This window comes from Streptomyces sp. NPDC048417 (genome assembly GCF_040651615.1).
Classification (GTDB): Bacteria; Actinomycetota; Actinomycetes; order Streptomycetales; family Streptomycetaceae; genus Streptomyces.
This window is the reverse complement of the sequence record NZ_JBEZKI010000018.1, coordinates 87297-106400: the sequence shown is the minus strand read 5'-3', so window position 1 is coordinate 106400 and position 19104 is coordinate 87297. Positions and strand designations below refer to the sequence as shown.

General features: G+C 72.4%; 17 protein-coding genes and 1 pseudogene. 3 read left to right on the top strand and 15 right to left on the bottom strand.

Annotation, left to right across the window (positions count from 1 at the left end):
- The first annotated feature begins 107 nt into the window (after positions 1-107).
- On the top strand, positions 108-680 hold the full coding sequence (locus AB0D59_RS27610) for a helix-turn-helix domain-containing protein (protein WP_362570610.1): 573 nt from the start codon (positions 108-110) through the stop codon (positions 678-680).
- Positions 681-687: 7 nt separating this feature from the next.
- On the opposite strand, the pseudogene AB0D59_RS27605 reads toward AB0D59_RS27610, so the two are convergent.
- From AB0D59_RS27605 to AB0D59_RS27560, 10 genes and pseudogenes are all read right to left on the bottom strand, one after another.
- A pseudogene (locus tag AB0D59_RS27605) lies at positions 688-832 on the bottom strand (acyl-CoA thioesterase II); the annotation flags it as partial.
- A gap of 175 nt (positions 833-1007) precedes the next feature.
- Complete coding sequence (locus tag AB0D59_RS27600; RefSeq protein ID WP_362570607.1) at positions 1008-1874, bottom strand: alpha/beta hydrolase; 867 nt, start codon at positions 1872-1874, stop codon at positions 1008-1010.
- A gap of 352 nt (positions 1875-2226) precedes the next feature.
- Positions 2227-4542, bottom strand: a complete 2316-nt coding sequence (locus AB0D59_RS27595; RefSeq protein WP_362570604.1) for an SWIM zinc finger family protein — start codon at positions 4540-4542, stop codon at positions 2227-2229.
- A complete protein-coding gene (locus AB0D59_RS27590) occupies positions 4539-7346 on the bottom strand; it encodes a DEAD/DEAH box helicase (RefSeq protein ID WP_362570601.1) in 2808 nt (935 codons plus the stop codon). Before AB0D59_RS27590 ends, AB0D59_RS27595 begins: the two co-directional genes overlap by 4 nt.
- 96 nt (positions 7347-7442) lie before the next feature.
- Positions 7443-8024 (bottom strand): sugar kinase, encoded by a 582-nt coding sequence (locus AB0D59_RS27585; protein WP_362570598.1) that lies wholly within the window; start codon positions 8022-8024, stop codon positions 7443-7445.
- Positions 8021-9166: an ROK family glucokinase gene (locus tag AB0D59_RS27580; RefSeq protein ID WP_362570595.1), complete on the bottom strand. Its 1146-nt coding sequence runs from the start codon at positions 9164-9166 to the stop codon at positions 8021-8023. Before AB0D59_RS27580 ends, AB0D59_RS27585 begins: the two co-directional genes overlap by 4 nt.
- 143 nt (positions 9167-9309) lie before the next feature.
- Positions 9310-10077: an ATP-binding cassette domain-containing protein gene (locus tag AB0D59_RS27575; protein WP_362570592.1), complete on the bottom strand. Its 768-nt coding sequence runs from the start codon at positions 10075-10077 to the stop codon at positions 9310-9312.
- Positions 10074-11114: an ABC transporter permease gene (locus tag AB0D59_RS27570; protein WP_362570589.1), complete on the bottom strand. Its 1041-nt coding sequence runs from the start codon at positions 11112-11114 to the stop codon at positions 10074-10076. The genes AB0D59_RS27575 and AB0D59_RS27570 overlap by 4 nt, the downstream gene beginning before the upstream one ends.
- Positions 11111-12115, bottom strand: coding sequence for a sugar ABC transporter substrate-binding protein (locus AB0D59_RS27565; RefSeq protein WP_362570586.1), 1005 nt, complete (start codon positions 12113-12115; stop codon positions 11111-11113). The genes AB0D59_RS27570 and AB0D59_RS27565 overlap by 4 nt, the downstream gene beginning before the upstream one ends.
- A gap of 200 nt (positions 12116-12315) precedes the next feature.
- Positions 12316-13053 carry a GntR family transcriptional regulator gene (locus AB0D59_RS27560; protein ID WP_362570921.1) on the bottom strand — a complete coding sequence of 246 codons (738 nt, stop codon included), beginning with the start codon at positions 13051-13053 and terminating at the stop codon, positions 12316-12318.
- Positions 13054-13183: 130 nt separating this feature from the next.
- Here AB0D59_RS27560 and AB0D59_RS27555 point away from each other — a divergent pair, with 130 nt between their 5' ends.
- Positions 13184-14194, top strand: a complete 1011-nt coding sequence (locus tag AB0D59_RS27555) for a Gfo/Idh/MocA family oxidoreductase (protein WP_362570583.1) — start codon at positions 13184-13186, stop codon at positions 14192-14194.
- A 48-nt stretch (positions 14195-14242) separates the two neighbouring features.
- Here the strand turns inward: AB0D59_RS27555 and AB0D59_RS27550 are convergent, their stop codons facing one another.
- The 3 genes from AB0D59_RS27550 to AB0D59_RS27540 form a co-directional block, all read right to left on the bottom strand.
- A complete protein-coding gene (locus AB0D59_RS27550) occupies positions 14243-15424 on the bottom strand; it encodes a cytochrome P450 (RefSeq protein ID WP_362570580.1) in 1182 nt (393 codons plus the stop codon).
- 76 nt (positions 15425-15500) lie between these two features.
- A complete protein-coding gene (locus AB0D59_RS27545) occupies positions 15501-16163 on the bottom strand; it encodes a response regulator transcription factor (protein WP_362570577.1) in 663 nt (220 codons plus the stop codon).
- 62 nt (positions 16164-16225) lie between these two features.
- A complete protein-coding gene (locus tag AB0D59_RS27540) occupies positions 16226-17485 on the bottom strand; it encodes a histidine kinase (RefSeq protein WP_362570574.1) in 1260 nt (419 codons plus the stop codon).
- A 170-nt stretch (positions 17486-17655) separates the two neighbouring features.
- On the opposite strand from AB0D59_RS27540, the gene AB0D59_RS27535 reads away from it, so the two are divergent.
- On the top strand, positions 17656-17856 hold the full coding sequence (locus AB0D59_RS27535; RefSeq protein WP_362570572.1) for a hypothetical protein: 201 nt from the start codon (positions 17656-17658) through the stop codon (positions 17854-17856).
- Positions 17857-17923: 67 nt separating this feature from the next.
- Here AB0D59_RS27535 and AB0D59_RS27530 read toward each other — a convergent pair whose 3' ends face one another.
- The gene (locus AB0D59_RS27530; RefSeq protein WP_351698014.1) at positions 17924-18319 is read right to left on the bottom strand and encodes a ribonuclease; all 396 of its coding nucleotides are present in this window, start codon (positions 18317-18319) and stop codon (positions 17924-17926) included.
- A gap of 129 nt (positions 18320-18448) precedes the next feature.
- On the bottom strand, positions 18449-19075 hold the full coding sequence (locus tag AB0D59_RS27525) for a dihydrofolate reductase family protein (RefSeq protein WP_362570570.1): 627 nt from the start codon (positions 19073-19075) through the stop codon (positions 18449-18451).
- Positions 19076-19104: the final 29 nt, after the last annotated feature.

Here is a 19104-nt window from a genome sequence, read left to right as displayed (position 1 = left end):
GCGTATTCACCCCAGCAATCCGCTGGGCGGGATTCCCCTCGGCATGTATCGTGAAAGTGGAATAGATTCCACTTCCCATAGTTTGTTGTGACCAGGACGAGGTGACCGTGAGCGAGACAGTGCAGCGCAAACCGCGCGCGGACGGGCAGCGCAATCGGGCGCGCCTCATCGCGGTGGCGTTGCGGCTGTTCGTGGAGCGAGGCCCGGACGTCTCGTTCATCGAGATCGCCAAAGAAGCCGGCGTCGGTGTCGGAACCGTCTACCGTCACTTTCCGACGCGCGAGGACCTCATCGAGGCCGCGTACCGCTCGGAACTCGACGCGGTGTGCGCGGTGGCCGGGGAACTGCTCGACGAGGTGCGGCCCAGGGACGCGCTGCGCATCTGGATGGACCGCTTCATCGACCACATGACCACCAAGGTCGGCCTCACGGAGGCCATCCGGGCCGTCATCGCCGCAGGCGGGAACCCCTTCGCATACAGCCGCGAGCGCCTCGGTGCGGCAGTCGAGGCACTGCTCTCGGCGACGGCCGCGGCAGGGGTCACGCGCCCCGAACTCCGTCCGGATGACATCGTGATGTCCCTCAGCGGCATCGCCATGGCCGCGGGCGGCCCTGGGCAGCGCGAGCAGGCCGGCCGCATGCTCGACCTGCTGTACGAGGGGATGCGTACCCGGCCGTAAGCGGGACTCACCCCACGCGGAACAGGCCCTCCTGGGCGGCCGAGACCGGCAGCCGCCCCTCCAGGTCGTAGATCCGTCCGCGAGCCGGCCCCCGGTCACCCGTCGCGATCGGCGACTCCTGGTCGTGCGGGAACCACTCGTCCTCTGCGGGGTTCTCGCGCGGGTGGCCAGAGGGCCTCGGCGATGGCCGTGCGGTTGTGGGTCAGCGGGGCGCGCAGCCTGGTGAGCTGTTCGCGGCGCCGGGCGACCGGCTTGGCGTGGTCGCTGCGGAGGGTGGCGCGTTTCCCAGGCGTGGTCACCGGTCTCGGAAGGGGTGGGCCGGGGTGATCACCGGGTGTGGGTCGCCAGGTGTTCCAGGATCGGCGGGATCACCTGGTCGGGTACCTCCTCGGGCAGCCAGTGGCTGGCCCCTTCCAGGGGGACGAAGCGGTACGGCGCGTCGATGAAATCCTCCGTGGCATGCGCTGCTTCGCGACCCAGGGCACCGTCCTCGCTGCCCCAGATGTACAAGGTGGGCACGGTGATCCGGTCGCCGGGGGTGGTGAGGTCGTCGTCGACGGCGCGGTACCAGTTCAGGGTCGGGGTGAGCGCCCCGGGCCGGGAGAGACGGCGGATGTTGCTCTCCACCAGGTGGTCCGGGACACGCCCGTCGTACGCGCGACGCAGTCGGGCGGCGTCGTCGGCCAGCAGCGCCGCCTCGGCGGCGTGGTCGGGCCGACGGAAGAAACGCACGTAGTCGAGCCGGTGGTACTGCCCCGGGTCGGCCTTGGCGGCCCCGCCCAGCGCCCGGGGGTGGGGGGTGGCCAGCACGGACAGGGACTTCAGCCGCTCGGGGTGGGCGCAGGCCAGCGCCCAGGCGACCAGGCCGCCCCAGTCGTGTGCGACCAGATGGAACCGGCTCGCGCCCAGCGCGTCGGCAAACGCGAGCGCATCGTCCACGAGGTGCTCCACGGTGTAGTCGGAGATCTCGGACGGGCGGGCGCCGGGGGAATAGCCGCGCTGGTCGACGGCGACGGCGCGGTACCCGGCATCCGCGAGGGCGTACAGTTCCTCGGTCCAGCAGCTGGCGAACTCGGGCCAGCCATGGAGGAGCAGGACGACGGCACCGTCCTGAGGGCCGGCGGCGAGGGCGTCGTACCGGTGCGGGCCGACTTCGATCGCAAGCTCTTCCAGATCGCCGCGAGGGGATGCCATGGGTATTCCTCCTGATCAAGTGAGGGTGGCGCTGGGCAGATCAATCTGATCGAGCTGTGCTTGGCAAGCACCACGACCCCACACTCTCACTGATCGACAAGTGCTCAATCGGCGTGCGGAGACAGTTGTCCAGCGTTGCTCACCAAGGCGTTCGACCGGTGTGCACCCACCTCCCGGCGGGAGCCCGGCCGCCGGGCCGGACTCCGTTTCCCCGCCCCGTTCGGCAGTGGTCGGGCCGCGCCAGGCGGTCTTCGCCCTCACAGCGGCCGGTCCTCTACCGGGTGGAGGGCGCCAGGGCCCGGTTCGTGGCCCGGCACGACGACATCGGGCAAGAACGTCTGGCTCCGGGCTCTCAGAGGTCCTCCGGCGCCCCCAGTCCCGTCAGGGCGCCCACCGGGTCCAGGTCAGGGGTGCCCCTGGGCCACCAGTCGTCCTGGCCCGGTTCGGACTCGTAGGCGTACCACAGGCCGTCGCGACCCAGCCGGAGCTGGACATGACCGCCGGGGTGGGTCAGGTGGTTGCGCCACGGCCGGAATGCCGGGAGGTCGGCGGCCAGGAGCAGGGGCCTGGCCCGGTCGAAACGGCCGGCCGGCGGATCCCAGGGCTCCTCCAGCACGGCCAGTCCCTCCGGGCCGCCCTGCCGCCACGCGGCGACCGCGCGGGCCAGGTCGCCCGGGGTACGGCCGACGGCGTCCGCGAGCGAGGCGTAGAGGGCGCGGGTGGACGCGGTCAGACCGGAGCCGGGGCGGGCCGCGGCGAGGCGTACCGCGTCCTGCCAGAGGGTCAGTTCACCGACCGGGTCCCGGCCGGTGGCGAGCAGGGCGTGGGCGCGGGCGGCGGCGTCCGTGGCGAGCTGGTCCAGCGTGAAGGGGTCGGGTCCCCCGGGCACGCCCGGGTACACCGGGGGCTGCTCGGGATGTGACGGAACCGGCAACGGGGGTGGCAGCGGCGGGAGTTGCCGCGGCACCAGGGCCTCGGTGGCACGGACGCCGGGCAGGGACACCGGCTGCCGCTCCCGGGCCGCGCGGGCGGCGTTGCGCCGGGACAGCGCGTCGAGGACCTCGCGCTCTCCGTGGCCGCGCAGTAGAAGCAGCACGAACGGGTCGGCGTCCAGCAGCCGCGCGGTCTGATAGCAGAGGGCGGCCGCGTGCTTGCAGGGATGGCCGAAGTCCGGGCAGCTGCACCGGGGTTCGAGCTCCCCCGGCCCCGGCAGCAGGGGCACTCCGCTCTCGGCGAGGGACTGCGGCAGCTCCTTGTCGAGCAACGCGGCGATGTCCCCGGGCCGGTCGGCGGCGGCCTCCAGGAACCGCTCCCACTCATCCGCGCCGAAGGTACGCAACCGCACCTGCACGCGATACGGCCGCGGCCGGCTCCCCTGCACATACGCCAGGACCAGCCCCGGCGTCACGGTGATGGCGTCCACATGCCCCTGCTCGGCATAACTCCGCCCCCGCGCAAGCCGCTTCACATCCAACGCCCCCTCCTCCAGCGCCCGGACCCAGGCGTTTCCCCACCAGGTCTCGGCGAAGTCCGCCCCGGAGCCACCGGCCCGGGAGGGGAGGGCCGGGAAGGAGGGGAAGGTCCGGCGAAGTTCGGTGTCGCGGTGGGGGGTGGCCATGGTGCGGGGCAGGCGGGAGGAGGCGGTGGGGGCGGCCGCCGACTCCGGGCGCCCTGAAGCCGTGGCGGGTACGGGGCTGTTCGGCTCCGCGTCAGCGGAGGGCGCGGCGGGCGCGGGGGCGGTCGGCTGCGAGCCGCCGGGGGGCGCGGCGGGCGCGGGGACGATCGGCTGCGGGTCGCCAGGGGGCGCGGCGGGCGCGAAGACGGCCGGCTGCGGGTCGCCGCAAGCCGCGCCGGACACTGAGCCCGCCGACTCCCCGCGGCCGGAAAACGTGCCAGGCACGGAGGCGATCGGCCACGGCTCCCCCGAAGCCGCACCGGACACAGAGGCCGCCGACTCTCCGCTGTCGGAAGGCGTGCCGGGCGCGGAGGCGGTCGGCTGCGGGTGGCCGGGCGGCGCGATGGGAGTCGGGTGTGGGTGGCCCGGCGGCGCAGTGGGCGGGGGCGGGGTGGGATCCGGTTCGTGGTGCTGCGGTGCGGTGAGGTGCGCCCCGTCCTCGGCGAGGCGTTCCGTCGGAGTTCCTTGCTCCGCCAGGGCGTCGGGCTGCGCTGACTCGGGGTCCTCCTTCGGCATCCTGAACGCGGTCGCCAGGAACTGCCTCAGGTCACGGGCGGTGCGACCGCGAGCCGTCTCCGCCGGAGCCTGCGATGGTAGCCGGCGTCCCCCGCGCCCCGGCGACCCTTCCGAAGCCTCCGCCGCGGCCGCCTCGGCCCGCCGTGCCTCCGCCCGGGCCGCGCGCAGCGCCTCGCGCGCGATGTCCCCGGGCCGGGCGCCCGGACGAACGGCACCGGCGTCCACCGCGTCGGCCTCGGTCTCGGCTTCCGGTTGCTCCGCCTCCTTCGCCGCCGAAGCCGCCCGCAGCGCCAGCCGCGCCGCGTCGCCCGGCCTGGTCACCCGCTCCTCGGTCGCGTCCGCCCCCGGCGAAGCGGAGCCTTCCGGCCGCGCCTCGGCCGGCGCCCCCTCGTCGCCCCCGGTCTCCGTACCGCGCCCCCGCGCCGCCCGCAGCGCCTGCCGGGCCGCATCGCCCGGCCGCTGCTCGTCCCCGCTCATGACGACCTCCGCAGCGACACCAGGTCGGACAGCTCACGGTCCGTCAGTTCGGTCAGGGCGGACTCGCCGGATCCCAGGATCGCGTCGGCGAGGGCGCGCTTGGCCTCCAGCATCTCGGCGATGCGGTCCTCCACCGTGCCCTCGGTGACCAGGCGGTGGACCTGGACGGGCTGGGTCTGGCCGATGCGGTACGCGCGGTCGGTGGCCTGCTCCTCCACCGCCGGGTTCCACCAGCGGTCGAAGTGGACGACATGGCCGGCGCGGGTGAGGTTGAGGCCGGTGCCCGCGGCCTTCAGGGAGAGGACGAGAACCGGGGTCGCGCCGGCCTGGAAGCGGTCCACCATGCGCTCCCGCTCCGGTACCGGTGTGCCGCCGTGCAGAAGGTCGATCGGGACCGCGCGCGCCTGGAGGTGCGCGGTGATCATGCGGGCCATGCCGACGTACTGGGTGAAGACCAGCACCGAGCCGTCCTCGGCGAGGACCGTGTCCAGCAGCTCGTCGAGCAGGGTGAGTTTGCCGGAGCGGGCGGCCAGGCCGTCGGCGCGCGTCTCCTCCTTGAGGTAGAGCGCGGGGTGGTCGCAGATCTGCTTCAGGGCGCCGAGCAGCTTGAGCACCAGGCCCCGGCGTGCGACGCCCTCAGCCGTCTCGATGGCGAGCATCGACTCACGGACCACCGCCTCGTACAGCGCGGCCTGTTCGCGGGTGAGCGGGACGGGGTGGTCGGTCTCGGTCTTGGGCGGGAGTTCGGGGACGATGCCCGGGTCGGACTTCTTGCGGCGCAGGAGGAACGGGCGGACCAGGCCGGCAAGCCGCGCCACCGCCTGCTGATCCTCGCCGTTCTCGACGGCACGCGCGTGCCGGGCGCGGAAGGACTTCAGCGGGCCGAGAAGGCCGGGGGTGGTCCAGTCGAGCAGGGCCCAGAGTTCGGAGAGGTTGTTCTCCACAGGGGTGCCGGTGAGGGCCACGCGTGCGGGGGTCGGGATGGTGCGCAGCGCCTTGGCGGTGGCCGAGTAGGGGTTCTTGACATGCTGTGCCTCGTCGGCGACGACCATGCCCCAGGGCTGGTCGGCGAGCCTGGCCGCGGTGGCGCGCATGGTGCCGTACGTGGTGAGGACGAAGCCGCCGTCGAGGCCGTCCAGGGAGCGGTCGGGGCCGTGGAAGCGGCGGACCGGGACGCCGGGCGCGAACCGGGCGATCTCCCGCTGCCAGTTGCCGAGCAGCGAGGCGGGGCAGACCACCAGGGTCGGTTCGGTGCGGGCCCGCTTGAGGTGCAGGGCGATGACGGTGATCGTCTTGCCGAGGCCCATGTCGTCGGCGAGGCAGCCGCCGAGGCCGAGAGAGGTCATGAGGTCGAGCCAGGCCAGGCCCCGCAGCTGGTAGTCGCGCAGGGTGGCCTGCAGTGCGGCGGGCGGCTCGGCGGGCTGGATGCCGGCCGTAAGGCGGTCGCGCAGGGCCGCGAGGAGGCCGACGGGGACCGCCTCGACGCGCTCGCCGTCCACCTCGGCCTCGCCGGTGAGTGCCACGGAGAGCGCGTCGACCGGGTCGAGCAGGCCCAGTTCGCGCTTACGGGCCTTGCGCACCAGGGCCGGGTCGACGAGCACCCAGCGGTCCCGCAGCCGTACGACCGGACGGTGGGCCTCGGCGAGCGCGTCCATCTCGGCGTCGCTGAGCGGGTCACCGCCGAGCGCCAGCTGCCAGCGGAACTGCAGCAGGTCCTCGCCCTCGAAGAAGCCCGTGCCGTCGGTCGCCGAGCCGGGGGCGGAGCGGATCACGGCGGCCGCGGTGAGGTCCTGGGCCAGGTCCCGGGGCCAGTGCACGGCGACCCCGGCCGCCGCCAGCCGGGTCGCGGCCACTCCGAGGAGATCACCCAGCTCCCCCTCGGAGAGGGCGAGTACGTCCGGCACGTCCTGCTCGGCCAGCCGGTCCAGCGGCGGCCACACCCGCGCGGCCCGGCGTACGGCCAGCGCCGCGTCCACGCGCGCGCGGGGACCGAAGGCGTCGTCGGACCGCCCCGCCCACAGTGCCGAAGCGTCGGTCACCAGGGTGGGGTCGGCCAGGCTGTGCACCTGGACGATCGCCGCTCCCGCGCGGTGTGCTCCCTCGCCGTCGTCGAAGAGGTCGTACGCCGACAGGTCGAGGCGGAGCGAGACGCGCACGCCCGCGTCCATGCCGGCGGCGACCTCCGCGGCCCATTCCTGGGCGTCGGGCAGCCGTCGGCCCTCGCGGGCGGCGAACGGCCTGCCCGAGGTGTGAGGGGCGGCCGGGGTGCGGGGCAGGGTGTCGGCGACCGCGTCCAGGAAGGAGCGGATGAGCGCCTCCGGCTGGGGCAGCCGGAGCGGGCCGGGGCCGGGCAGCGGGACGGCGTGGCCCTCGGCGGGCAGGGCGGCGGCGACCGCGCGCAGGTGGGCGATGTCGGCGGGCTCCAGGGGGCCGGCCCGCCAGGCGTCGTACCCGGCCGGGGTCAGGCCGGGCAGCAGGCGGCCTCGGGCGGCGAGGCGCAGCGCGTGCTGGGCGGCGGCGCCCCAGCAGGCGGTGGCCGGGTGGGCGGCCGGGTCACGGCGGGCACGGACCAGCAGAGGGAGGGCCTCGCCGAGCGGCAGGGTCAGCGCGGGCACCTGCCGGCGGCGGACACCGGCGCCGTGCCGTCGTACCACCGTCAGGTCCTCGGTCGCGGCGGCGGGCAGCGGGTCGCCGTCCGGGTCCCAGAAGGCGATACGGCCCTGGCGCGGGAGGTCGGCGGGCAGATAGACCGCCGCCAGGCGCAGGGGGACGCCCTCAGGTGTCTCGGTCATCGTGCCGCTCATACGTTCTGCCACCTCCCGCCCACATGTCGGATCAGACGTCTTCGACTGTACGGGCGGGGTCTGACAATCGGCCCCGGCGACCGGCCGGGGCCGTCCCTACGGCACGGTCCGGGAGACGACGTAGATCATCGGGTAGTTCGGGTCGGCCGTGTTCACGACCACGTCCTGGGTGGGCGCCGGGTTCTTCTGCTTGCGCGTCAGGCCCGACCAGGGGCCGGGGCCGGTGAACTTCCAGCCGGTGATCTTCTGGTCGCGGGTGCCGATGCTGATGTCGTCCTTCTTGAGCGCGTCCCGGTTGATGCCCATGCCCTCCAGAAAGCTGTCCAGGCCGGCGCTGTTGGTGCGGAACTGGACGTAGAGACGGCTGGTCTTCCAGTTGTTCGTCTCGTAGTACGCGATCTGGTCGGCCGGGTGCGGGACCGGCACCTGGTAGAGCCGGCGCTGCACCTTCGACGGCCAGCCCTCGGTGAGGCCGGTCGCCGAGTACTTCGACTCCTTGTCCTTGCCGCTGTTGCGGCTCTGGGCGGCGGAGATCACCAGATAGCCGGCCGGTACGCCGATGAGCAGCCCGATGATCAGCAGGGTCAGCGCCCGACGGCGCGCCTTGTGGCCGGGGGTCTCCGGCCGGCGGTGCGGTTCGTCCGGGGGCGCGGCCTGGCGGGGCAGCGAAGCGATCATGCGGTGTCCCGGGGACGGCGGGCCTCCGCGAACCGCTCGTAGCGCTCGTACCGCTCGACCCGGCGCCGCTTGGCCCGCCGGAAGCGGCGGGCGACCAGACGGGCGAGGTCGGCGGCCCCGACCATGCCCGCCTCGGGGCCCAGCTGGGCGCGCGCGATCCGGGCCTCGGGACGGTAGCCGCGGCCGGTCAGCTGGCGCTTGAACGCGTCTCGCGCGGGGCCGATCAGCAGGTCGTCGGCGGCGCTCACACCACCGCCGATGACGAAGCAGGACGGGTCGAGGGCGGCGGCGAGGTTGGCGATGCCGACGCCGAGCCACTGGCCGATGTCCTGGAGCAGCTCGACGCACATCGCGTCGCCCTCACGGGCCAGCTCAGTGATCATCGGGCCGGTGATCTCGTTGATGTTGCCCTTGACGTGCTCGATGATCCCGTACGCCACCGGGGAGTCGGCCGCGGCCAGCTCCTTGGCCTCGCGGACCAGCGCGTTGCCGGAGCTGTACTGCTCCCAGCAGCCGCGGTTGCCGCACGGGCAGCGGTGGCCGCCGGGCACGACCTGCATATGGCCGAACTCGCCGGCGACGCCGTACTTGCCGCGCTTGACCTGGCCGTCCTCCAGGATGGCGCCGCCGATGCCGGTACCCAGCGTGATCATGACCAGGTGGTCCTCGCCGCGGCCGGCGCCGAACCGCCACTCCGCCCAGGCGGCGGTGTTGGCGTCGTTGTCGACGAGGACGGGGACCGAGAGCCGGCCGGAGAGGCGGTCGCGCAGCGGTTCGTTGCGCCAGGACAGGTGTGGGGCGAAGAGCACGCGGTTGCGGTCGGCGTCGACCCAGCCGGCCGCGCCGATGCCGACGGCGTGCACGTCGTGCCGGTCGGACAGATCCAGGACGAGCTCGACGATCGTGTCCTCGACGACCTTGGGGCTCTTGGACTTGTCCGGGGTCTCCGCGCGGAGCTTCTCCAGGATGTTGCCGTCGGCGTCCACGACGCCCGCCATGACCTTGGTGCCGCCGATGTCGATGCCGACGGTGGGGACACGGGGGGCCGTCAGGTGGGACCGGCGCTCCCTTGTGCCGACCGTTCGCAGGACGGGGGCTCGGCGGGAGCCTATGGGGGCGGTGAGGTCGCGGTAGGTGCTCATCGGGCTTGATTCTGCCTCACGAGGGGGACGGGTGCCGTTCGGGGGAGATAAGGAACGGGTGCGTCACCGTGGCCGGGCGCGGCTGCCCGGGGGCTGAGCGCGCCCACACGGCGGAGCCGCACATCGACACAGTCCCACGCCCCTTATCCGCGCTGCAGCTCGTGGCGTAGAGAGTCCAGGTCGCTTCCGCCGGCCATCTGCTGGGTCAGCTCGTCCAGGGTGACCGAGTCCCGGTCGTAGCTCCCTGCCATCGTGCCTCTCCTCAACAGCACGAACCTGTCCCCCACCAGATACGCGTGATGCGGGTTATGGGTGATCAACACAACACCCAGCCCCTGGTCGCGTGCCGCTGCCACGTATTTCAGGACCACACCTGACTGCTTCACTCCCAGTGCCGCCGTCGGCTCGTCCAGGACCAGGACCTTCGCACCGAAGTACACGGCCCTCGCGATCGCCACGCACTGGCGTTCGCCGCCCGACAGGGTGCCGATGGGCTGGTCGACGTCCCGGAGGTCGATGCCCATGCGAAGGAGTTCGGCGCGGGTGGTGCGGCGCATGAAGTCGACGTCCAGGCGTTTGAACACTCGGCCCTTGCGGGGTTCCGAGCCGAGGAAGAAGTTGCGCCACACCGGCATCAGCGGCACCACCGCCAGGTCCTGGTACACCGTGGCGATGCCTCGGTCCAGGGCCTCGCGCGGGGAGGTGAGCGTCGTCTCCTCGCCCTCCACGACGAGCGTGCCGCCGTCGTGCCGGTGCAGGCCCGCGACGATCTTGATCAGGGTGGACTTGCCGGCCCCGTTGTCGCCGAGGACGCAGGTGATCTCGCCCGCGTGGACCTCCAGGGAGACCCCCTCCAGGGCGCGGACGGTGCCGTAGTGCTTGCTGACGTCGGTCAGCCGGACGAGGGTCATGCGGCGGCCTCCGCGCGCTTGCGGACCCAGGTGTTGAGCAGGGTCGCGAGGAGCAGCATCGCTCCGAGGAAGAACTTGAACCAGTCGGGATTCCACTCGGCGAAGACGATGCCCTTGCTGGTCATGCCGAAGATGAGCGCCCCGACCGCCGAGCCGACCGCGCTGCCGTAGCCGCCGGTGATCAGGCAGCCGCCGATGACGGCCGCGATGATGTAGATCAGCTCGTTGCCGACGCCCTCGCCGGACTGGACGGCGTCGTACGAGAAGAGCAGGTGCTGGCCGGAGATCCAGGCGCCGAGCGCCACGCCCATGTAGAGGCCGATCTTGGTCTTGGTGACGGGGACGCCGACCGCGCGGGCCGCGTCCTGGTTGCCGCCCACGGCGAAGATCCAGTTGCCGGCGCGGGTGCGCAGCAGGATCCAGGAGGCGATCGCGACCAGGGCGAGCCACCAGAGGATCGTGATCTTGAAGTCGACCCCGCCGACGGTGAGCGTCGAGGCGAAGACCGCGCGGGCGGACGGAAAGCCCTCCATGTCCACGATCGTCTTCGTGGAGACCGTGCCGTCGATCAGCTTGGTGAAGCCGAGGTTCATGCCGGTGAGCATCAGGAAGGTGCCCAGGGTGACGATGAAGCTGGGCAGCTTGGTGCGGGTGAGCACGAAGCCGTTGAAGCCGCCGATGGCGAGGCTCACAAGGAGCGAGACCCCTACGCCGACCCAGGTGTTCGCCGTCATCTGGTAGCTGAACATCGAGGAGATCAGCGCGGAGGACGTCACCAGGACGCCCGCGGAGAGGTCGAACTCGCCGCCGATCATCAGCAGCGCGACCGGTACGGCCATGATGCCGATCGTCGAGGAGGCGTAGAGGACCGTGCTGATGCTGGACGCGCGCAGGAAGCCGTCGGCGGCCACGGCGAAGAAGAGGAAGACGGCGACCGCGCCGACGACCGATCCCAGCTCCGGACGGGAGAGGAGTCTCCGCAGCGGAGAGGTCTGCAGAATCCTTTCATCCAGCGTGCGCTCCAGGGTGGCGCTCATCGGGTGCCCCGCTCGGTGTACTTCGCCAGCGCGGGCGCCTGGTCCTTGGTGATGATCTGCGGGCCGGTGAGCACCGGCTGCCCGCCGCCGAGGACGTCGCCGTTGTACTTGTAGAGCCACAGCAGGTCGACCGCCTGGTAGCCCTGGAGGTACGGCTGCTGGTCCACGGCGAAGCCGAGGGTGCCGTCCTTCAGTTCGGCGGCGACCTTGGCGTTGAGGTCGAAGGTGTCGACCTCGGCCGTGCTGCCCGCGTCCGTCTTCGCCTTCACGGCGGTGTCGGCGTACGGCGCCCCGAGGGTGACGACCGCGTCGATCGACCGGTCGGCCTGGAGCTTCGCCTCGATCGAGGACTGCACGTCGGGCATGTTGGTGCCGTTGACGTAGAGGTTCTCGACCTCGCCGTCGAAGTTCTCGGCGACGCCCGCGCAGCGCTGCTCGTGGCCGACGTTGCCCTGCTCGTGCAGGACGCACAGGGCCTTCTTCCTACCGCGCTTGTCCAACTCGTCGCCGACCGCCTGGCCCGCGACGGTCTCGTCCTGGCCGATGTGCGCGAGGGCGCCGAAGGCCTCGGACTCCTCGGAACCGGAGTTCACGGTGATCACCGGGATGCCGGCCTTCTTGGCGCGGGCCACGGCCGCCTTGAGGGCGTCGGGCTTGGCAAGGGTGACGATGATGCCGTCGACCTTCTTGTCGACCGCCGCGTCCACCAGCTGCGCCTGCTGCTGGGCCTCGTCGTCGTGCGAGTAGAGGAAGTCGATGTTGTCCTTGCGGGCGGCCTGCTCGGCACCGTTCTGCACGATGTCCCAGAAGGTGTCGCCGTCTCCCGAGTGGGTGATCATCGCGAAGGTCCAGCGGGGGGTGTTCACCGCCGCTCTCCCCTGGGCCGCCGCGGCGTTCCGGGCGTCCTCCGCCCGCTTGCCGCCGGTACTGCTGCATCCGGCGAGGGTGACGCTGAGCGCCCCCGCCACCGCGATGCCCACCCAGGTCCGAAACCGTGCCACGAGGCCGTGCCCTTCTTGCCGTGCTCATACGTGCGAGAGGGGGGGCGAAGCTCACCGTGGGTGACCACCGACGGCGACCTCGCCTGCCCCAAAAGCCTCAGTATCGAACATGGGGTACACCCCTGACGGCGGCGGGCGGCACTCTGCGCTCACATTGTCCGGACATTGCGACTAACACAACGTCGGAAACCGGGGTGCGCTCAGGACCGTACGAGCAGCTGGAACTCGAAGGAGTAGCGGGTCGGCCGGTAGATGTGGTCGCCGAACTCGACGGCGCGGCCGGTGTCGTCGTACGTGGTGCGGCGCATGGTGAGCAGCGGGGCGCCTTCCGGCTCGGCGAGCCGCTCGGCCTCGGCGGCCGTGGCGCCGCGGGCGCCGATGGACTGGCGGGCGCTGTGCAGGGTGATTCCGGCGGCCCGCATCAGGCGGTAGAGGCCGGTGGCCTCCAGTTGCCCGGTGTCCAGGTCGAGCAGGCCGGGCGGCAGGTAGTTGGTCAGGTACGCCATCGGCTCACCGTGCGCCAGCCGCAGCCGCTCGATGCGGTGCACCTCGGTGTCCTCGGCGACCGCGAGCGCGGCGGCGACCTCTGCGGACGCCGGGACGACGGTGTTGACCAGCACCTTCGTCGCGGGGCGCTGGCCTGCCGACTCCAGGTCGTCGTAGAGGCTGCTGAGCTCCAGGGGGCGTTTGACCTGGCTGTGCACGACCTGGGTGCCGACACCCCGGCGACGGACAAGGAGGCCCTTGTCAACAAGAGACTGGATGGCCTGACGCACGGTCGGGCGGGACAGGCCGAGCCGTGCGGCGAGCTCGATCTCGTTGCCCAGCAGGCTGCCGGGGGTGAGCGAGCCGTGCTCGATGGCCGCCTCCAGCTGCTGCGCGAGCTGGAAGTACAACGGCACCGGCGAGCTCCGGTCCACACTCAGGTCGAGCGGCACGGTCGGGTCCACATCTGGTTTCGGCACGGGCCCGAGCGTATCCCCGTGACGGGTTGACGGGAAGTTGTGTAGTTCGATTGTCCGGACATACGGATTGACAGGGCACGGGGTGCACCCCCACCTTGTTCCCATGCGCATCGGGGTCATCGGGACGGGCCGCATCGGAACCATTCATGCGAACACGCTCAGCCGCAATCGTGAGGTCGGGTCACTGATCCTGACGGACGTGGATCCGGCGCGGGCCCAGGATCTGGCACACCGCCTGGGGGAGACGGCGGCACCCGGGACGGACGAGATCTTCAAGTGGGGCGTGGACGCCGTGGTGATCACCACCGCGACCTCGGCGCACGCCGACCTGATCGGCCGGGCCGCGCGCTCCGGGATCCCGGTGTTCTGCGAGAAGCCGATCGCCCTCGACCTGCCGGGCACGCTGCACGCCCTGGCCGAGGTGGAGAAGGCCGGGACGGTGCTGCAGATGGGCTTCCAGCGGCGCTTCGACAAGGGGTACGCGGGCGCCCGCGAGGCCGTGCGCTCGGGCCGGCTCGGACGGCTGCACACCGTGCGGGCGCTGACCTCCGACCAGTCCCCGCCCCCGCCGGAGTGGCTGCCGCTGTCCGGCGGGCTGTTCCGGGACACGCTGATCCACGACTTCGACGTGCTGCGCTGGGTGACCGGCCGCGAGGTCGTCGACGTGTACGCGACCGGCTCGGACGCCGGGCCGGCCATGTTCCGCGAGGCCGGTGACGTGGACACCGGCGCGGCCCTGCTCACCCTGGACGACGGCATGCTGGCCACCGCCACCGCGACCCGGCTGAACGGCGCCGGGTACGACGTGCGGATGGAGCTGGCCGGGGAGCGGGACACCGTGGTGGTCGGCCTGGACGACCGTACGCCGGTGGCCTCCACCGAGCCGACCGGGCCGCCGCCCGCGGACAAGCCGTGGCCCGGCTTCCTGGAGCGGTTCGGACCCGCCTACGAGGCCGAGCTGTGCGCCTTCGTGGACGTCGTGCGCGGCGGGCTCGCCAACCCCTGCGACGGGCGCGAGGCGCTCCAGGCCCTGCGGATCGCGGAGGCCTGCGAGGTCTCCCGGCACGAGCGAAGACCGGTGGCCCTCGCCGAGATCCCGGACCGGCTGGGCTGACCGCGGCATCCACCGGCCGGCAGCCCACCGGCTACCGGCGCACCCCGGCTACCAGCGCACCGGAAGGTTCCGCACCCCCCTCATCAGCGTGCCCGGCAGCCAGTCCCCGTGCGGGCCGTCCAGGGCCAGGTCCGGGGCTCGCTCCAGGAGGGAGCGCAGGGCCGTGCGGCTCTCCAGGCGGGCCAGGGGTGCGCCCAGGCAGTAGTGGATGCCGTGGCCGAAGGCCAGGTGGCCGCGGTGGTCGCGGCGGATGTCGAAGCGGTCGGGCTCGGGATAGCGGGCGCCGTCGCGGTCGGCGGCGGTGAGCCCGATCATCACCGGGTCACCGCGGTCGATGGCGGCGCCGGCGATCTCCAGGGGCTCGGCGGCGTACCGGTACGTCGCGTTCTCCACCGGGCCCTCCCAGCGCAGGATCTCCTCCACCGCGCCGTCAAGGAGGCTCATGTCGGCGCGCAGGGCGGCGAGTTGGCCGGGGTGGGTGAGCAGGGCGAGGACGCCGTTGCCGATCAGGTTGACGGTGGTCTCGTGGCCGGCGATCAGCAGGACGTAGGCCATGCCGCGCAGTTCCTCGACGGAGAGCCGGTCGCCGTCCTCGGTGGTGGTGCGGATCAGGTCGCTGAGCAGGTCGCCGCTCGGGCCCGCGCACCGCTTGTCCTCGATCAGCTCCTTCAGATAGTCGGCGAGCTCGACGAACGCGTCGTACTCGCTGCTCGGACGGGCGGAGCCGACCACCTCGTTGGAGAGTTTCCGGAACCGCGCGCGGTCCAGCTCGGGGACGCCGAGCAGTTCGCTGATCACCGTGATCGGCAGCGGGTAGGCGAGGGCGTCTATGAGGTCGGCGCGGCCGTGCGGGAGCATCTCGTCGAGCAGGCGGTCGGTGATCTCCTGGATCCGCGGCTCCAGTGCGGCCACCCGGCGGGCGGTGAACGCGCGCGTGATGAGCCCGCGCAGCCGGGTGTGCCGGGGCGGGTCGGCGGCCAGCAGGTGCTTGCCGATCCGCTCCTCGTCGAGGAACCGGAAGCCGATCTTCTCGGTGTCCTTGGCCAGTCTGGGGTCGGCGAGCGCCGCGCGGGCCTCCTCGTACCCCACGACCAGCCAGGTCTCGTGGTAGGCGTCGGGCAGCGGCCACCGCACCCGGTGGACCGGGCCGCGCTCGCGCAGCCGGGCGTACACCGTGTGCGGGTCCGTGCGCAAACCGTCGCCGTACTCGCCGAGGTCGGTCACCTGCATGCTGTACTCCCCCTTCAGGAGGTCCCCGAGGCCGTCCCGTACCCGTGAGAACGCTCGGGACGCTCGACTGGTGCCCCTATTCCTCCAGCAGTCCCGCGTCGTACGCCAGCAGCGCGATCTGGACGCGGTTGTTCAGGCCGAGCTTGGCCAGGATGCGGGAGACATGGGTCTTGACGGTGGCGACGCTCATGAAGAGGCCGGTGGCGATCTCGGCGTTGGCGAGCCCCCGGCCGACCGCGACGGCGACCTCGCGTTCGCGGTCGTTGAGGGCGGCGAGCCGGCCACGCGCGCGTGCCTGCCGGGTGTCCGCCTGGGTGCCCGCCGCGTGCCGCATCAGCTGGCGGGTGACGGCGGGCGACAGGACGGGGTCACCGGCCGCGACCCGGCGCACCGCGTCCACGATCTCGGCGGGCGGGGTGTCCTTGAGGACGAACCCGGCGGCCCCCGCGCGCAGGGCGTGCAACACCTGTTCGTCGGCGTGGAAGGTGGTCAGGACGACGACCTGCGGGGCGTCCGCACGCGCGCGCAGCCGCTCGGTGGCGGTGAGCCCGTCCACGGACGGCATGCGGATGTCCATCAGGACGACGTCCGGGTGGGTGCGGTCGACGAGCGCCTCGACCTCGTCGCCGTCGGCGCCCTCCCCGACGATCTCGATGTCCCCGGCCCCGCCCATCATCAGGGACAGCCCCGCCCGCACCAGGGGGTCGTCGTCGACGAGCAGCAGTCTGATCGCGGTCATGGCTCCTACGTAATCACGCGGGTACGACGGCACGTGGCCGTTCGGGCGGCGGACGCGGTCGGTCAGGCGGCGGCCCAGGGCAGCCAGGCCCGTACCTCGAAGCCGCCGTCGCCGGTGGCCCGGTGCTCCAGCCGGCCCCCGGCCAGCGTCGCGCGTTCGGTCAGGCCGATCAGGCCCTGACCCGAGCCGGGGACGTGCGCGGCCTCGGCCTCCGGGGCGGGATTGTGCACGACGATGTCCAGGCCGTCGCCGGGGACTCCGGTGACGCGCACGGTGACCTCGGCGCCGGGGGCGTGTTTGCGGGCGTTGGTGAGGCCCTCCTGGGCGATGCGGTAGGCGGTGCGGCCGACGGAGGCGGGGACGGCCGCCGGGTCGCCGACGTGGTTGTCGAGGGTGACCTTCATGCCGGCCTGGCGGGACTCGCTGACGAGCGCGTCGAGGGCGGCCAGCGTCGGCTGCGGCCGGCCGCCCGCCTCGTCGCCGTCGGCGGCGCGCAGCACGCCGATGATCTCGCGCAGGTCCTGGAGGGCCTCGTGGGCACTCTCCCGGATCACCCCGGCCGCCCGGGCGATCTCCGCCTGGGGCGCGTCGGGACGGAACTCGAGGGCTCCGGCGTGCACGCTGAGCAGGGTCAGCCGGTGGGCGAGGACGTCGTGCATCTCGCGGGCGATGGCCTCCCGGGCCAGCCGCTGGGCCCGCTCGGCACGCAGCCCGGCCTCGGTCTCGGCGCGCTGGGCACGGTCGCGGAGGCTGACCATCAACTGGCGCTTGGAGCGCACGAACATGCCGAGGCTGATGACCAGGAGGGTGAAGAGCACGACCAGGATGACGACGGCCAGGTAGGGCAGGTCGGGGTCGGGGCGCAGCCAGTAGAAGAGCGGGACCAGCGCGAGGTTGACGCCGCCGATCCAGGCGACGTACCGGAACGGGCGGTGCACGGCGAGCGTGAACAGGGCGACCATGGCGGCGCCGCCCGCGGTGTCGGAGGCGAAGCCGACCGGGACCATGGCGATGGCCAGACCTGTCGGCCAGCGGCGGCGCAGCCAGACCGCGGCGCAGGCCAGACCGCCGATCAGCTGGTCGGCGACCGCGAGCCCGTGGGAGACGTTCGGGTCCTGCCGCATGGTGTTCGCGGCGGCCACGCCCAGCAGGACGGCGAGCAGGAAACAGCTGAAGTCGACGAGCCAGTCGCGCGCGGTGCGCCTGGGCCGCCGGCCGTCCGTCCCGGCGCCGGGATCGAGTTCATGGATCACGGCGGACGGGAAAAGCCACCGCCGCCGCTGGAAGGTCCGTACCGAGATGTCGCCGCTCACGGTCGACAAATCTACGCAGGACCGGACCGTGCCACCTCCCCGCGCACGGGATCGTCGACCAAAGTTGGGCTCGTGTGGACTTTCGGTACGGCACGCGCGCGTGCGGAGCGACTTCCGGCGGGCACAACTCGCCCCGCGGCTGATGGCATGGGGGGAGGCCGCGGGGCGAGAGTCGTGCTGTGAAACAGCTGCTGGAACTGCTCGGATTCGTCGCTCTGGTACAGGGTGCGCTGGGCCTGCTGCACGAGTTCGCCCACTGGCACGTGGGCCTCGTGCAACGGCTCGGCTTCCTCGCCGGCTACGGCGTCTTCGCCGGCGTCGCACTGATCGTGCTGGCGATCGCGCTGTTCGCCGTCGCGGGGAGCCGGAGGTCCGGCTGAACGCGGACCGGACCTCCGGCTGGTCGCGCCGTTCCTGGCGGCCGACCGGTCGACTCGGCCAGGGAGCTCAGCAGCCGAAGTTGACCAGGTCGAACGTCACGTAGTGGTCCGCCGTGTAGTAGTCCTCCTGGGTCTTCTTGCCGGTCACGATGCGACGTGCTCCGCGCGTAGAAGAACCGGGCGTCTTCACGGTGTACTCGTGGTAATAGCCGCTGGCCTGGCTGGGCAGCACGCCCTCCTGGTTGCGGAAGACGACGCCGTCCTGCGAGTACGGGAACGGACCGCCCGACGCGATCAGGTCGAGGGTGTCGTACGCCTGCGACGGCAGGTCGCTGTAGCAGATGCTGCCGACCGAGGCGGCCGCGGCGTCCGCCGTACCGGCGGTGACCGTACCGCCGACGAGGAGGGCGGACAGGACGACGCCGGCGGCGCCGATGCGGGTGATTCGTGGGGGGAATCTCATGGCTCCATGATGACGCGCGTAGACAGTGGCATGTCAATGACAAGTCTGAAGAATTTCCCGTCAAGTCCCTTGAGTTTTCAGGGAATTAACCTGGGGCCCGCGGCCTTCACGGGGCGGGCCCCGGCCGCGCTAGGCGTTCGCGTCGGCGATGTAGGAACCGTAGTCGGGTCGGCCCGCCAGGTCGTACGACTGGATGGAGACGCCCGCCGCGGTGACCCGGCCGCCGGTGTGCCGGAACTTCGTCGGCACCGCGCCCTCCTCGAAGAAGCGGCGGCCGCTGCCCAGCACGACCGGGAACGTCAGCAGGTGGAGGGTGTCGACCAGGCCCAGGTCCAGCAGGGAGCGGACCAGCGCGCCGCTGCCGTGCGCCTGGAGTTCGCCGTCGGTGCGGTCCTTGAGGGCCGTGACCTCCTTGGCGAGGTCGCCGCCGAGGACCGTGGTGCCGGACCACCCGGGGTCGGTGAGGGTCGCGGACGGGACGTACTTCGGGAGCGCGTTGAGCTTGGCCGCGACCGGGTCGGCCGGGTCGGTGACGTGCGGCCAGAACGAGGCGAAGATGTCGTACGTACGGCGGCCGAGCAGGAAGGCGCCGGCCCGGTCGAAGACCTCGGTGACGAACCCGCCGAAGTCCGCGTCGCCGTAGGGGTGGCTCCAGCCGCCGTGGGTGAAGCCGCCGCTGGGGTCCTCCTCGGGGCCGCCGGGTGCCTGGTAGACGCCGTCGAGGGTGACGAACATGGTGGAGACGAGCTTGCCCATGAGGGGTGCCTGCTTCCTGGGGTGCGGTC

Bases quoted from the DNA above. Each gene is read 5' to 3' on its own strand.
- AB0D59_RS27570 (WP_362570589.1), bottom strand. From the start codon at position 11,114: ATGAGCGCCACCCTGGAGCGCACGCTGGATGAAAGGATTCTGCAGACC.
- AB0D59_RS27530 (WP_351698014.1), bottom strand. From the start codon at position 18,319: ATGAGATTCCCCCCACGAATCACCCGCATCGGCGCCGCCGGCGTCGTC.
- AB0D59_RS27580 (WP_362570595.1), bottom strand. From the start codon at position 9,166: ATGAGCACCTACCGCGACCTCACCGCCCCCATAGGCTCCCGCCGAGCC.
- AB0D59_RS27590 (WP_362570601.1), bottom strand. From the start codon at position 7,346: ATGAGCGGCACGATGACCGAGACACCTGAGGGCGTCCCCCTGCGCCTG.
- AB0D59_RS27585 (WP_362570598.1), bottom strand. From the start codon at position 8,024: ATGATCGCTTCGCTGCCCCGCCAGGCCGCGCCCCCGGACGAACCGCAC.
- AB0D59_RS27545 (WP_362570577.1), bottom strand. From the start codon at position 16,163: ATGACCGCGATCAGACTGCTGCTCGTCGACGACGACCCCCTGGTGCGG.
- AB0D59_RS27600 (WP_362570607.1), bottom strand. From the start codon at position 1,874: ATGGCATCCCCTCGCGGCGATCTGGAAGAGCTTGCGATCGAAGTCGGC.
- AB0D59_RS27575 (WP_362570592.1), bottom strand. From the start codon at position 10,077: ATGACCCTCGTCCGGCTGACCGACGTCAGCAAGCACTACGGCACCGTC.
- AB0D59_RS27555 (WP_362570583.1), top strand. From the start codon at position 13,184: ATGCGCATCGGGGTCATCGGGACGGGCCGCATCGGAACCATTCATGCG.
- AB0D59_RS27550 (WP_362570580.1), bottom strand. From the start codon at position 15,424: ATGCAGGTGACCGACCTCGGCGAGTACGGCGACGGTTTGCGCACGGAC.
- AB0D59_RS27525 (WP_362570570.1), bottom strand. From the start codon at position 19,075: ATGGGCAAGCTCGTCTCCACCATGTTCGTCACCCTCGACGGCGTCTAC.
- AB0D59_RS27595 (WP_362570604.1), bottom strand. From the start codon at position 4,542: ATGAGCGGGGACGAGCAGCGGCCGGGCGATGCGGCCCGGCAGGCGCTG.